The sequence below is a fragment of the Bacillus cereus group sp. BfR-BA-01350 genome, assembly GCF_022663775.1.
GTDB classification, from domain to species: domain Bacteria; phylum Bacillota; class Bacilli; order Bacillales; family Bacillaceae_G; genus Bacillus_A; species Bacillus_A paranthracis.
Genome location: NZ_JAKUGD010000017.1, coordinates 47,824 through 61,692 on the forward strand (window position 1 = coordinate 47,824; position 13,869 = coordinate 61,692).

The following is a 13,869-nucleotide window of genomic DNA, read 5'->3' on the forward strand; positions in this document are numbered from 1 at the left end:
TTCATGCACCTAAACCGAAAATAAAAAGAGCCTTGTAGATAAAATATACCTACAAGGCTCTTTAGTAGCGTGTAGGTACAACGGGAATAACCCTTGCACCTACACGTTTTCACGTTAGGTTCAAGGGCTTTACGTATGATGATGTAGTTGTGTAAGCATTTCAATAGATTGCATTGTTTTCATAATACTTACTCCCTTTCTCCTCTAATTTTTACATAGTATATAACACATAATTCTGAATGTAAATACATTTTAAACATTCCGTTATTTCTTAATATACAGCTACCTTTCTTTCATACTCTCTTATTTCTTGTTCATATTGCATTGTAATACTAATTTCATCTAAACCATTTAATAATTTCTCTTTCCACATTTTCTCGATTGTAAAATGAAACCTGTACGTACTTGTTGTAATTACTTCATTCTCTAAATCTACTTCTATTTGTTCTCTTGCATCCGTTTTGGCAAGCTTTTCTCGCATGTCTTTATCCATTACAATTGGTAACATACCATTCTTCATACAATTCATATAAAAAATATCTGCAAACCCTCCCGCGATAATTACGCGGAAACCATAATCAGCAAGTGCCCAAGGTGCGTGTTCTCTTGAAGAACCACATCCAAAATTATCACCTGTAATTAATATACTTGCTCCTTTTCTATCTGGTGCATTTAGTGGGAAATTAGGGTTTTCGTGTCGCTCATTATCATATCGCCACTCATCAAATAAAAACTTTCCAAACCCAGTTCTTTCAATTCTCTTTAAATATTGCTTCGGAATAATTTGATCTGTATCAATGTTATCATTCATTAGTACTGCGGCAGTACCTTTATGAATACGAAATGGCTCCATCATAACTCTCCTTTCTAATATCAACAAAATGACCATATAACGCAGCTGCTGCCGCCATTGCTGGGCTAACTAAATGCGTTCGTGCTCCTTTTCCTTGTCTTCCTTCAAAATTACGATTTGAAGTTGAAGCACAATGCTCTCCTTCAGGTACTTGATCTGGATTCATTCCAAGACACATGGAACATCCAGGTTCTCTCCATTCAAATCCAGCTTCTTCAAATATGTGATGTAGTCCTTTTTGCATCGCCGCATCCCTTACTCTTTTCGATCCAGGTACAACGAGTGCTCGCACACCTTCTTTTACCTTTCTCCCTTTCACAACAGCTGCAGCAATTTCTAAATCAGATAATCTAGAATTTGTACAAGATCCAATGAAGACATGCTGAACTGGAATGTCATACGTACTTTGTCCAGGGATTAATCCCATATAAGAGAATGCTCTTTCGTCATTTACATCATGCTTTTCTGGCAATTTCTCATCAATACGAACTCCCATACTCGGGTTCGTTCCCCACGTAACGTACGGCGCTAAATCCGTAACATCTATCGAAATATGTAAATCATAAATTGCATCTGCATCTGTATACAGTTCAAACCATTTCTTCTCGAAAGTTTCATAGTCTCTCGGTGCATATTTACGTCCTTTTACATAAGCAAATGTTTTTTCATCTGGTGCGATAATACCCGCTTTTGCTCCTCCTTCAATCGCCATATTACAAAGCGTCATTCTCTCTTCCATCTCCATGGTCCCAATCGTCTCTCCGTAAAATTCCATTACGTATCCAGTTCCAACTGCTACACCGTATTTTGAAAGGAGATGCAAAATAATATCTTTTGCGTAAACGCCTTTCTGTAATTTTCCTTTTAACTCAATGCCCATCGCTTTCGGTTTTCTTTGCCACAACGTTTGCGTTGCCAATACATGTTCCACTTCACTCGTACCAATGCCAAATGCTAGCGCGCCAAACGCACCGTGCGTCGCTGTATGACTATCACCACAAACAATTGTTTTTCCTGGCTGCGTGAGCCCAAGTTCTGGTCCGATAACATGAACGATCCCTTGCTCTTCATCTCCGATATCCGCTAACGGTACCTGAAATTGTTTACAATTTTCCCGAAGTGTATCTAGTTGCTGCTTCGCAATGCGATCGGTAATATTCCAAACATCTTTCGTTGGAATATTATGATCCATCGTTGCGAATGTTAAATCTGGTCTGCGTACCGTTCGATTTGTAAGCCGCAAGCCTTCAAAGGCTTGCGGTGATGTTACTTCATGAACAAGGTGCAGATCGATATATAATAAATCTAATCCATTTTCATTTGTCGCAACTACGTGTCTTTCCCAAAGTTTATCTAGCAACCTTTTCCCCATTATCTTCCTCTCCCTACTAGTGCTTGCTCTTCCATTTCTTGCATTACTGCCTTCGTAAATGAAGTTGTCGTTTCAGTCCCCCCGATATCTGCTGTACATTTTCCTAATTTAAGGACTGCTGAAATCGCTTCTTCAATTGCACACCCTTCTCTAGTTAATCCGAACGATTGCCCAAGCATCATGGCAACAGAGCGCATCATCGCAATTGGATTCGCCTTATTTTTCCCGGCAATATCCGGTGCTGATCCGTGAATAGGCTCGTATAGCGAAGGGCCCTTTTCCGCGTGACTTGCTGACGGAAGCATTCCTAATGATCCAGCTAATACGGAAGCTTCGTCACTTAAAATATCCCCAAATAAATTTTCTGTTACAATTACATCAAACCGTCCTGGATTCCGAATTAACTCCATAGCAGCTGCATCTACTAAAATATGTTCTAGTTCAACATCTGGATAACGAAGTGCTACTTCTTCTGTTACAGTTCTCCATAGTTTACTAGATTCTAAAACATTCGCCTTATCAATAGATGTTACTTTTTTCTTCCGTTTACTCGCTAATTGAAAAGCATAAGAAACGATACGTTCAATTTCATGGCGATGATACGTAAGTGTATCCGTTGCTACTTCGTCGGTTCGTTCTTTCGGATAAGAAAAATAAATTCCACCTGTTAATTCACGAACGACAACGAAATCAATTTCATCAGCCTTTTTTAATGGCGATAAATGTGCCGTTGCACTTTCTACCGTTACAGGGCGAACGTTCGCAAATACACCGAGCCCTTTTCTTAAAGCTAATAATCCTTTCTCTGGTCTTTCTTTCGCACTATCCCACCTTGGTCCACCAACTGCTCCTAGTAAAACCGCATCACTTGCTAAACAAGCTGCAAGTGTTCGTTGTGGTAATGGTTGCCCCGTTAAATCGATAGCAACACCACCAAAATGCTCATCTTGCAAATGAAAATGATGACCATATAACCTTTCTACCATATGCAATACTTCCTTCGCACTTTCCATAACTTCCGGTCCAACCCCATCACCAGCTAAACAAACGATACGTTTTTCCAATTTCAACACCCCTTTTAACTGAATTTTCAGAACTTTAATTTGATAGGTGAGAATAGCCCCTCTCACCTATCAAACACTTATTTCACAAGCTGGATAAAAGATTTCAATTTCCCCGCTGCGTGGACATATGCTCTCGCCGACGCTTCCAATACGTCTTGCGCAACACCAAAACCTGATACTTGATGTGTTCCTTCTTTTAATTCAACATGAACATGAGCCAGTGCATCTTGACCTTGTGTAATAGATTGTATGCGATAATCCGCCAATTCACATTCTAATCCTAAAATTCTTTGGATTGCATTATAAATTGCTTCAATACTACCAGAGCCAGTAGCTGCATCTTCGAATACATTTCCTTCCTCATCTTTTAGTACAACTGTCGCGCATTGTGTACTATTTGATACGAAATGTACTTGCAGTTGCGTAATATTATATTGCTGAGCCGCAAATGCTGCTTCACCAAGCATAAGTGCTCGTAAATCTTCCTCCGTAATTTCCTTCTTACGATCAGCTAATTTTTTAAATGCTTCAAATACTGCATCCCGCTCGTCGTTTGTAAATTCATAGCCAAGTTCTTTCATTTTTTCTGTAAACGCGTGACGCCCAGAATGTTTTCCAAGTACAAATAGATTTTGAGATTCCCCTACTAGCGCTGGTTCAATAATTTCATATGTTGTCACTTCTTTTAATACACCATCTTGATGAATGCCTGATTCATGAGCGAATGCATTCGCTCCAACAATCGCTTTATTTTTCGGTACAACCATACCTGTTAATCTGCTTACTAATGTACTTGTCGCTTTAATTTCTTTTAGCGTCATAGAAGGCTCTGCTTTATAGAAATCTTTTCTAATATGAAGAGCAACTGCAACTTCTTCTAATGCCGCATTCCCTGCTCTTTCTCCAATTCCATTAATTGTTCCTTCTACTTGTAATGCCCCGCCTTCAACCGCAGCTAAAGAATTTGCTACCGCCATCCCAAGATCATCGTGACAATGACAAGAAAAAATTGCTTTTTCATATGAAGGAACAGATTCTTGTAAGTACTTAAAAAGAGAATAATATTCTTCTGGATTCGTATATCCAACTGTATCTGGAATGTTAATTACATTCGCTCCTGCACGAATCGCAACCTCTACTGCCTCAGCTAAAAAATCTCTTGCTGTTCTTGTTGCATCTTCTGCTGAAAATTGTACTGTCGGAAATAACGATTTCCCAAGTGTAACCGATCGATAAATACTATCTAATACATCTTCTTTTGACATACAAAGTTTATATTTCATATGAATATCACTCGTAGCTAAAAATACGTGTAAACGAGGAGATACCGCATCTTTCACAGCTTCATATGCTCTTCGAATATCACTTTCTTTCGCTCTTGCTAAACTCATAACTGTAGCATTTTGAATTGTATTTGCGATGCGCTTTACCGATTGAAAATCCCCTTCGGAAGCTGCTGCAAAGCCAGCTTCCATGACATGAATCCCTAGTCTCTCTAATTGCCTTGCAATTTGCAATTTCTCTTGTTCATTTAAATTTACTCCTGGTGATTGTTCGCCATCACGTAGCGTCGTATCCATGAACAAAATTTTCTTCATATTATTTGACCCCTGCCTTTACTCGCGGCTGTACGAAAGGCATCATTTCACGTAATTTACGTCCAACTACTTCGATTTCATGTTCATTTTCTTTCTCATTTGTCGCATGAAAATTCGGTCTTCCTGCTTTATGTTCTGCAATCCAACCTCTTGCAAATGTACCATCTTGAATTTCTGCTAACACTGCACCCATCGCTTTCTTCGTATCTTCTGTTACAACACGTGGTCCTGATACGAAGTCGCCCCACTGCGCTGTATCTGAAACTGAATATCTCATATTTTCAAGTCCACCTTCATACATAAGGTCAACAATAAGTTTCAGTTCATGTAAACATTCAAAATATGCAAGTTCCGGCTGATATCCGGCATCAACTAACGTTTCAAATCCAGCTTTGACTAGCGCAGTTACTCCGCCGCAAAGTACAGCTTGCTCTCCAAATAAATCTGTTTCCGTTTCTTCTTTAAATGTCGTTTCTAATACACCAGCTCTCGTCGCTCCAATTCCATCGGCATAAGAAAGTGCCTTTTCAGTCGCAACTCCTGTTGCATCTTGGTATACTGCAAATAGTGCCGGAACAGCTCCTCCTTCAGCAAACGTACGACGAACTAAATGTCCCGGCCCTTTTGGTGCTACTAGAAATACATCTACATTCGCTGGTGGTTTCACTTGATCAAAGTGAACATTAAATCCGTGTGCAAAAACGAGAGAATTTCCTGCCTGTAAATTTGGTGCAATTTCTGCTTCATATACCTCTGGTTGCAGTTCATCTGGCAGCAAAATCATTACTACATCAGCCTGCTTTGCTGCTTCTGCTACTGTATATACAGAAAATCCATCTTCTTTCGCTTTATCCCAAGACTTACCTTTTCTTAAACCTACTACTACATCAAATCCGTTATCACGTAAATTTTGCGCATGTGCATGACCTTGCGAGCCATATCCAATGATTGCTACTTTCTTTTCCTTTAATACATTTACCGTTACATCTTTTTCATAATAAACTTTTGCCATTTTCATTTCCCCCTATATTTAAATGATTATTGAATTAACATAACTTGCTTATCTTGTTTTTTCATACTACGCGTAAAGGCTGTTACCCCTGTTCTTGCAATTTCTTTCAAACCGTATGGACGAAGTAATTCAATTAATGCTTCTACTTTTTCCTGCGTACCTGTCACTTGCACAACTATGGAATCCTTCCCAACATCTATTACAGCGGCTCGAAACGGTTCAATTAAACTGTATAATTCCGCTCTTGCGACTGATGTTGCTACTTTAATAAGTGCAAGTTCTCTTGCAATCATCGCTTCTTCTGTAATATCTGATACTTTCAAAACATCAATTTGCTTATGAAGTTGTTTAATTAACTGCTCAACTTGCTGTTCATTTTCAACGTGTACAACAATCGTCATCCGCGATATGTCCGATGATTCCGTATGACCTACTGAAATACTTTCAATATTAAAATGTCTTCGTGTCATAACACCTGTAATTCGGTTTAACACACCACTTTGATTTCGAACTGTTGCTGTAACAATTCTCTTCACCTTTTTTCCACTCCCTCCATTTGGTGAACACCTTTCCCTGGCGCAACCATCGGCATTACCTTTTCTGATTGAAGTACACGGCAATCAATTACAACTGGCTCTTGTAATTGAATTGCATGCTGCAATTGTTTCTTTGCAAGAAGTGGATCATCTATGCGAACTCCTTTTATACCATACGCATTCGCAAGAGTAACGAAATCTGGTTGACACGCTAGTAAAGAGTGCGAATATCTTTTGTTATAAAATTCATCTTGCCATTGTCTTACCATTCCTAAAGCTTCATTATTTAAAATAAATACTTTAACAGGTAAAGAGTGTTCTTTTAACACACTTAATTCTTGCAGAGTCATTTGAAATCCAGCATCACCAACAATTGCAATAACTAGTTCATCAGGCTTTGCAATTTGTGCACCAATTGCTGCCGGAAATCCAAAGCCCATCGTTCCTAGTCCTCCTGAAGTTACCCATTTATCTGGAGTTTTGAGCGGATAATATTGGGCTGCCCACATTTGATGTTGCCCCACATCTGTCGTTACAATCGCTTCTCCTTTCGTAATTTCATATAACATATCAATTGCATATTGAGGCTTAATACTTTCAGAATTTCGTTTATAAGAGAATGGATACTTTTCTTTTCTATTCTTTAATAAAGAGATCCACTCATGATGATTTTCTTTCCTTCCTTCTGGTTGAAGCAATACTTGGAGCGCTTGCTTAGCACTTGCAACAATAGGAATTTCAGTCGGTACATTTTTTCCGATTTCTGCTGGATCAATATCGATATGCGCGACAGTCGCCTCTTTCGCAAAATAAGCTAAATTTCCAGTAAGACGATCATCGAATCTAGCGCCTATATTAATGAGTAAGTCGCATTCATATAACGCCATATTAGCTGTGTAAGAACCATGCATTCCTCCCATCCCTAGAAATAGTTCATCATCTGGTGGAAACCCACCAAGACCAAGTAATGTATGCACAACAGGAATTTCATATTTACGAGCAAAACTTGTTAATTCCTTTGAAGCTTTCGCATGCAATACACCTGCTCCAGCTAAAATTAATGGCTTGTTTGCAATCTGAATTGCTTGTAATAATTTGTTTATTTGCAGTAGATTCGGTTCATAATTAGGGTTGTATCCTGGTAAATCCATTTGCACATCACTACATCGTTCGCCTTGCTCTACTACCATATCTTTCGGAAGGTCAATAACGACTGGGCCTGGTCTTCCTGTTCTAGCAATATGAAATGCCTCTTTAATAATTCGAGGTAAATCTGAAGCCTTTCGCACTTGATAGTTATGTTTTGTCACTGGCATCGTAAGCCCCATAATATCCGCTTCTTGGAAAGCATCGCTTCCAATCAACGTTGTTGCTACTTGCCCTGTAAATACAACAAGTGGCAATGAATCAATCATCGCATCTGCTAGACCAGTAATCACATTCGTAGCACCAGGTCCACTCGTTGCAATTACAACCCCTGGATTGCCAGTAATTCTGGCATACCCTTCCGCAGCGTGAATCGCTCCTTGTTCATGCCTTGTTAAAATATGCGGAATTTCACAGTCATAGAGCGCATCATAAAGAGGTAAAACTGCACCACCAGGATAACCAAAAATCACTTCTACTCCTTCCTTTTCTAGCGCTTCTAACAATAGCTGTGCACCGGTTGCCAGTTTCTCTTCCGTTTTTGAAGACATTGTTCTTATAAGCCCCCTTTTAAAAACTTTTATCAATAAAAAAAATCCTACGTCCACACTCCAGCTATGTGCTGAAGGGACGAAAGATTTCGCGGTACCACCCTTCTTTGCAAGAATACTCTTGCCTCAGTGACCCATAAATGAGTCTAGCTAATAACGGAGCTACCGTCTAAGCCTAGACAAATGCTTCAGCTTAGCACTCAAGGGCGATGTTCGTCGACGTGAACCATCGGTTTCCAGCAACCACCGACTCTCTGTGAGGCTTCACAATCAACTACTCCTCCCTATCAACGCTTTCTTATGTTATAAAGAGTTGTTATCCAACTTTATTTTCTTCGTAAATTTTCTCTCCATCTTCTATAACTAACTTTCGGAATTCTTCTAGTAAACGATTCGTATGTGGACCCGTTTGCCCTAAACCAATCGTTCTACCATCTACTGTCGTAACAGCAATTACTTCCGCAGCCGTTCCTGTTAAAAATACTTCATCAGCTACATATACATCATGTCTTGTAAATAACTCTTCTCTAACGTCATATCCAAGTTTTTCACCAATTTCTAAAATAGCGTTTCGTGTAATGCCTTCTAACGCTCCAGCAGAACTTGGTGGTGTAATTAATTTATTTCCTTTTACAATAAATACGTTATCCCCTGAGCCTTCAGCTACGTACCCTTGATCATTTAACATAAGCGCTTCTTGTACTCCAGCCAATTTCGCTTCGATGCGAACTAAAATATTATTTAAGTAATTTAAAGATTTTACTTGAGGCGACAATACATCTGGACGGTTTCGGCGCGTTGCAACTGTTACAACTGGAATCCCTTTTTCATAATATTCTTGCGGGAATAAAGATAGTTGCTCTGCAATTACTACTACATTCGGTTTCGTACAAGAATCAGGATCTAACCCAAGATTTCCTGCTCCTCTCGATACAACTAGGCGAATGTATCCATTAGATAATTTATTTTGTCGAATCGTCTCAACAACAATATTCGTTACTTCATCTAAAGAATATGGAATTTCTAACATGATGGATTTTGCTGATTCATATAACCGGACAAGATGCTCTCTCAAACGGAAAACATTACCGCTATAAACTCTAATTCCTTCAAATACTCCATCGCCATATAAATAACCATGATCATATACTGATACTTTTGCCTCGTCTTTTGGAACAAATTCTCCATTTAAGAAAATCCATTGCTCGTTCACTGGAAAGCGCCTCCTATGTTCTATGAATTTTTTATTGTTTCCTAGTTTACTCTCCTTTCTAAATAAATCAAGTTAATTTTTAGAAAATTTATAATTTTTATTCGTACGTACATCTTTAATTATATTGATTTAATAACATTGTTAACGTTTACAAAAAGTCAAAAATTTTTTTTCACCAATTTCCGCTAAAAAAATATTTGTTTAAAAGAAGGATTTTCATCAATTGATACGAATCTATTGTATTCAATAAACGGACGTCCGTTTTATAAATTCGGGAATATACAACGACTTTTGCTGAAAAAGGGGGAAAATAATAAAAATAAAGCTGTCTAAAAATAACATTCATATTTTTCATTTCGGAATCATAATCCTATTTTTAAAAAACAATTTGTCAAAATGAAGGAGGAAATCAATATGGCGTGTGTACAAATTAAAGGAACGAGACAAGAGGTAGTAGAGATGCTTCAACTATTTGATCTAATGGATACGAAAGGTTTTTGTAAATTTGATAATTATGTAGAGGTAGAACCAAATAATAAAGAACATAACAATTTCATTGCTTCCATCGACATTCATTCAAATACTTCTTCCGCCCAAGATACTCTAAACGATCAATTCGTAAGTCAAATGCTTACTGGTGTATATAACGACTAAATAAAGTGAAACTTTAATCAACCTATCCATAAATAGCAAGAGAAATATATGCTTCCTATCTTCTTTGCATAAATATATGTGATGTACTTGAGCATACTAGCAAATAGATGGTAGGAGGTGAGAATTATGGCTAAAATTGGTGTTGAAAATTCGTTAACAGATGTCCAACAAGCTCTTCAGCAACAGGGGCATGAAGTCGTTACAATTAACTCGGAACATGACGCACAAGGATGCGACTGTTGCGTTGTAACTGGGCAAGATTCTAATATGATGGGTATTGCAGATACATCAATAAAAGGATCGGTAATTAACGCCCACGGTTTAACAACAGATGAAATTTGCCAGCAAGTTGAGAGCCGCATTTAAATTCAATACAAAAAAGAAAGAGGACCCCTTTTGAAAAGGAGTCCTCTTTTTTATATTCACCTAACGGGAAAGTAACATATACTGGATGAAAGCCCTACCTCTCTCTCATCATTACGGTTCCACTGACCGCTCCTTGATTCACTAGTATACCTATAAAGCCTATAATTATAATTTATAGGGTTTGTTCACAAAAGTTGTTGGTAAAACTACCCGATCTTTCGCAAACTTTTCGTATTATATTTATAAGATTTATTTACTTTACACTAGCTGTAACCGAGACACGAATTAAAATTTTAACATCAATATAAAAACTTGTCAACATTTTTCACAAATTTAAAACAGACAATAACGGTTTGTCTGTTTTAGAATGGAGCTTTTTCTTTTATTACATATACAACAAAACCGCTTACTAACATACATAAGCCAACTACTAAGTTTTTGATATTAATCATAAATTCCTCTCCCTTATTCCACACATCATATATATTTACAATTCAATTATTCCGATCATCCTAAAGCGCACTTTTTCTAATATATCATAATTCCTAAAAAATGCAAGTTCACCTTTAGCGACCATTTACAAATTTATCTACAGTGCTTGGTACGGTATTTAAAGCTTTTTCAATTAAATGTGTACTACTATTGAGATGCAATACTTGCACACCGTTAGAACCAACTACTAAAAAAGCAACCGGGCTAATAGAAACCCCAGCCCCACTTCCGCCTCCAAATGGATGACTTTGCTTATTCTCTTTATGCTGCCCTTGTCCATTATTATGTTTTTCGGAAATAAATTCACCTTTAAAGTCACTTCCTCCAGCTCCAAAACCAAAGGCCACTTGAGATACTGTTAATACTACATTTCCATCAGCTGTTGAAACTGGACTTCCAACAATCGTATTTACATCTACCATCTCTTTTAAATTTGTCATTGCTGTTTTCATTAAATTTTCAATTGGATGTTCCATTATGTATTGCACCCTTTCCTCATTATTCTTTTTTATACTTTCCAAAATAGAGGAAGTCATACTAACTTTTCCTATTTCAAAAAAACAATCTTCACCTTTCAAATGGATATTACTCCCTGTACATACTCGGATAAAAAGGAAAAAGAGATACATACTACTATTGAACCTTGTTATGAAAGGAGTCATGACTTTGACTGAGAAATTTGATGAGTATAAAAAAAGAGATAGAATAGATAGTGATTATAGTGACTATAAAGAAGAATATGCAGCTGAGGTTGCACCACAGCGCATTGATTACGATGAGAAGGAACATAAAGATGATGTAAGATCGTCCGCTGCTGGATCAACGGCTGGCTTTATCGCTCTTGCCTTATCTATCTTATCACTTTTCACCTTCCCAACATTATTCGGTCTTGTTTCTGTACTACTAGGTATTTACGCTTATAACCGCGGAGCTACTGTAACTGGTGGTATCGCTGCCATTGTCGGCGGAATTGCAGCACTCATTGCAATTTTATTCCGAGTAGCGCTTATCGGCTTATTGTTCTCCCTCTTTTAAAAAGAAAAAGGTATCTCGCTTATGCGGGATACCTTATCCTGTAAATACATCTTCTGACGGATATTTAATTTTTTGTTTTGCTGGTCGCGCTAAAGAAAATACAAGTGTTAACGGTCCGATTAATCCACAAAACATAACAAACATAATCATACATTTTCCAAACGCTGATAACTTTGCAGTAATTCCCATCGTTAATCCTACCGTTCCAAACGCTGAAATTGTTTCAAATAGTAACTGAATAAAACTGAAGTCTTCTGTAAGCATTAACATAAATACTGCTGCAAAAATAAGGATTTGACTAGCAACGGCAATTGCTAATGCTCTCGTTACTGTCGACATTTTAATTGTGCGCTGAAATAATACGATTTCCTCTTTCTTTCTAAAGAAAGAAAGAACAGATGTAACTAAAATAACAAACGTTGTTAATTTAATCCCTCCACCTGTTGATACACTTCCTGCACCAATAAACATTAAAACCATCGTAAATAATATAGATGATTCTTCCATTCCCCCGTAGTCAACTGTATTAAATCCAGCCGTACGAGGAGTAATCCCTTGAAAAAAAGAAGCCCATAACTTTTCATTTAACGGTAAATTCCCTAACGTCTTCACATTATTATATTCCAATACAAAAATCACAATCATCGCTATCACATTTAGCGCTACCGTTCCAATAATCATGATTTTGGAATGAAGCGATAGTTTTCGAAAACTCCGGCTATACCATATATCAATTAGTACGGTAAATCCGAGACCACCTATTACGATTAAAGAGCAAATCCCAATATTAATAATCGGATCGCCTACATACCTTGTTAAATTATCCGGCCATAGAGCAAATCCAGCATTATTATAAGATGCGATCACGTGAAAAATACTATAGTATACACCTTTTCCAAAGCCAAACTCTGGAATAAAACGAAATGATAAAAAGATAACTCCAATAAACTCAATACAAATTGAAAATATAAAGACACGTTTTACTAATTTTACGAGACCACCTATATTTGTCTGATTAAACGCCTCTCCAATTAATAAGCGGTGACGTAATCCGATTTTTTTACCTAATACCCAAACAATTAAAATGGCAATCGTCATAAGACCTAAACCGCCCGTTTGAATTAAAAACATAATTACAATTTCGCCAAACATCGTAAACGTACTTGCAGTATCTACTACTCCCAACCCCGTTACAGTTGCTGCTGATGTTGCCGTAAAGAAAGCATCTACCCAACTAATATGTACTTTCGTTGCGAATGGTAACTTTAATAACAAACCGCCAACCACAATTAAGCAGAAAAAACCTAATGCTAATATTTGTGGTGGATTTAATCGTATAATACGATTATACAGCCTTTGTCTTTTTGTTACTTCCATATTCACTAGCTCCCTTTTTCCCCTCATAACTAAAGGCTTATAAAAAACCTTAAATAGCAGGATAAACCTTATATTCTTATAATATAGTTGAGCATAATCCTTTTTTTCATAGTTTTCAACTTTTATTTATACTCGAACTTCACTTCATTTATGAAAAGACTCTTTCTATTATAAGTACCCTTACTCTATAACTCTCACAACAATCATTTTATATGTATCATTGCTTAAATCCTCATACCTTTCACTCTATGTTCACATAGGGGTCACATCTATCTTTTATAGTATATGTATCGGAGCTGTTCCTCCCTAATTTATAAGACATTCCCCAGTGTCTTGAACAGCTTTCCATCCCTAATTAAATTGACATAAATTGTCCCCTTCCTTTGGCCATCATATGTGATGGTCTTATTTTTTGTCTTTCTATCTTCTATTTAAAACTCCCTCTCTCTTTCACTCTATGTTCACACCCCGGTCACATCCACATTTTATAGTATATGTATCGAAGTTGTTCCTCCCTAATTTATAAGACATTCCCCAGTGTCTTGAACAACTTCCATCCCTAATTAAATTGACATAAATTGTCCCCTTCCTTTGGCCATC

At 37.4% G+C, this 13,869-nt stretch carries 14 protein-coding genes, 1 pseudogene and 1 other annotated feature; of the genes and pseudogenes, 3 read left to right on the plus strand and 12 right to left on the minus strand.

The features are described from left to right. Positions 1-271: 271 nt before the first annotated feature. From leuD to MR147_RS24600, 9 genes and pseudogenes are all read right to left on the minus strand, one after another. Positions 272-853, minus strand: coding sequence for a 3-isopropylmalate dehydratase small subunit (gene leuD / locus MR147_RS24560; RefSeq protein ID WP_074609371.1), 582 nt, complete (start codon positions 851-853; stop codon positions 272-274). Continuing rightward, a complete protein-coding gene (gene leuC, locus MR147_RS24565) occupies positions 831-2,225 on the minus strand; it encodes a 3-isopropylmalate dehydratase large subunit (protein WP_074609369.1) in 1,395 nt (464 codons plus the stop codon). The genes leuD and leuC overlap by 23 nt, the downstream gene beginning before the upstream one ends. Next, positions 2,225-3,289, minus strand: coding sequence for a 3-isopropylmalate dehydrogenase (gene leuB / locus MR147_RS24570; RefSeq protein ID WP_074609368.1), 1,065 nt, complete (start codon positions 3,287-3,289; stop codon positions 2,225-2,227). Before leuB ends, leuC begins: the two co-directional genes overlap by 1 nt. A gap of 77 nt (positions 3,290-3,366) precedes the next feature. Continuing rightward, positions 3,367-4,887 carry a 2-isopropylmalate synthase gene (gene leuA, locus MR147_RS24575; RefSeq protein ID WP_074609366.1) on the minus strand — a complete coding sequence of 507 codons (1,521 nt, stop codon included), beginning with the start codon at positions 4,885-4,887 and terminating at the stop codon, positions 3,367-3,369. A gap of 1 nt (position 4,888) precedes the next feature. Beyond that, positions 4,889-5,899, minus strand: a complete 1,011-nt coding sequence (gene ilvC, locus MR147_RS24580) for a ketol-acid reductoisomerase (protein WP_074609364.1) — start codon at positions 5,897-5,899, stop codon at positions 4,889-4,891. Between the two features lie 26 nt (positions 5,900-5,925). Then, the gene (ilvN, locus tag MR147_RS24585) at positions 5,926-6,435 is read right to left on the minus strand and encodes an acetolactate synthase small subunit (protein ID WP_000822948.1); all 510 of its coding nucleotides are present in this window, start codon (positions 6,433-6,435) and stop codon (positions 5,926-5,928) included. Continuing rightward, positions 6,432-8,132 carry an acetolactate synthase large subunit gene (gene ilvB, locus MR147_RS24590; RefSeq protein WP_074609362.1) on the minus strand — a complete coding sequence of 567 codons (1,701 nt, stop codon included), beginning with the start codon at positions 8,130-8,132 and terminating at the stop codon, positions 6,432-6,434. Before ilvB ends, ilvN begins: the two co-directional genes overlap by 4 nt. 72 nt (positions 8,133-8,204) lie before the next feature. After that, positions 8,205-8,432: a binding site (T-box leader), on the minus strand. 16 nt (positions 8,433-8,448) lie between these two features. Continuing rightward, complete coding sequence (ilvE, locus tag MR147_RS24595) at positions 8,449-9,345, minus strand: branched-chain-amino-acid transaminase (RefSeq protein WP_074609361.1); 897 nt, start codon at positions 9,343-9,345, stop codon at positions 8,449-8,451. Positions 9,346-9,486: 141 nt separating this feature from the next. Further along, positions 9,487-9,700: pseudogene (locus tag MR147_RS24600) on the minus strand (hypothetical protein). Positions 9,701-9,759: 59 nt separating this feature from the next. On the opposite strand from MR147_RS24600, the gene MR147_RS24605 reads away from it, so the two are divergent. Then, a complete protein-coding gene (locus tag MR147_RS24605) occupies positions 9,760-9,999 on the plus strand; it encodes a DUF3911 family protein (RefSeq protein ID WP_000752504.1) in 240 nt (79 codons plus the stop codon). Between the two features lie 126 nt (positions 10,000-10,125). Continuing rightward, positions 10,126-10,365 (plus strand): YkuS family protein, encoded by a 240-nt coding sequence (locus MR147_RS24610; RefSeq protein WP_001062581.1) that lies wholly within the window; start codon positions 10,126-10,128, stop codon positions 10,363-10,365. Between the two features lie 362 nt (positions 10,366-10,727). On the opposite strand, the gene MR147_RS24615 is transcribed toward MR147_RS24610, so the two are convergent. Then, entirely contained in the window at positions 10,728-10,817 is a 90-nt protein-coding gene (locus MR147_RS24615; RefSeq protein WP_000608225.1) for a hypothetical protein, read from the minus strand. Positions 10,818-10,931: 114 nt separating this feature from the next. Continuing rightward, positions 10,932-11,393: a GerW family sporulation protein gene (gene ytfJ, locus MR147_RS24620; protein WP_001997038.1), complete on the minus strand. Its 462-nt coding sequence runs from the start codon at positions 11,391-11,393 to the stop codon at positions 10,932-10,934. Positions 11,394-11,523: 130 nt separating this feature from the next. Here ytfJ and MR147_RS24625 point away from each other — a divergent pair, with 130 nt between their 5' ends. Beyond that, positions 11,524-11,892, plus strand: a complete 369-nt coding sequence (locus MR147_RS24625; RefSeq protein WP_139302856.1) for an imidazole glycerol phosphate synthase — start codon at positions 11,524-11,526, stop codon at positions 11,890-11,892. 33 nt (positions 11,893-11,925) lie between these two features. Here MR147_RS24625 and MR147_RS24630 read toward each other — a convergent pair whose 3' ends face one another. Then, positions 11,926-13,269 carry a TrkH family potassium uptake protein gene (locus MR147_RS24630; protein WP_000454133.1) on the minus strand — a complete coding sequence of 448 codons (1,344 nt, stop codon included), beginning with the start codon at positions 13,267-13,269 and terminating at the stop codon, positions 11,926-11,928. Between the last annotated feature and the right edge of the window lie 600 nt (positions 13,270-13,869).

Bases quoted from the DNA above. Each gene is read 5' to 3' on its own strand.
- leuD (WP_074609371.1), bottom strand. From the start codon at position 853: ATGGAGCCATTTCGTATTCATAAAGGTACTGCCGCAGTACTAATGAAT.
- leuC (WP_074609369.1), bottom strand. From the start codon at position 2,225: ATGGGGAAAAGGTTGCTAGATAAACTTTGGGAAAGACACGTAGTTGCG.
- leuA (WP_074609366.1), bottom strand. From the start codon at position 4,887: ATGAAGAAAATTTTGTTCATGGATACGACGCTACGTGATGGCGAACAA.
- ilvC (WP_074609364.1), bottom strand. From the start codon at position 5,899: ATGGCAAAAGTTTATTATGAAAAAGATGTAACGGTAAATGTATTAAAG.
- ilvB (WP_074609362.1), bottom strand. From the start codon at position 8,132: ATGTCTTCAAAAACGGAAGAGAAACTGGCAACCGGTGCACAGCTATTG.
- MR147_RS24605 (WP_000752504.1), top strand. From the start codon at position 9,760: ATGGCGTGTGTACAAATTAAAGGAACGAGACAAGAGGTAGTAGAGATG.
- MR147_RS24610 (WP_001062581.1), top strand. From the start codon at position 10,126: ATGGCTAAAATTGGTGTTGAAAATTCGTTAACAGATGTCCAACAAGCT.
- MR147_RS24615 (WP_000608225.1), bottom strand. From the start codon at position 10,817: ATGATTAATATCAAAAACTTAGTAGTTGGCTTATGTATGTTAGTAAGC.
- ytfJ (WP_001997038.1), bottom strand. From the start codon at position 11,393: ATGACTTCCTCTATTTTGGAAAGTATAAAAAAGAATAATGAGGAAAGG.
- MR147_RS24630 (WP_000454133.1), bottom strand. From the start codon at position 13,269: ATGGAAGTAACAAAAAGACAAAGGCTGTATAATCGTATTATACGATTA.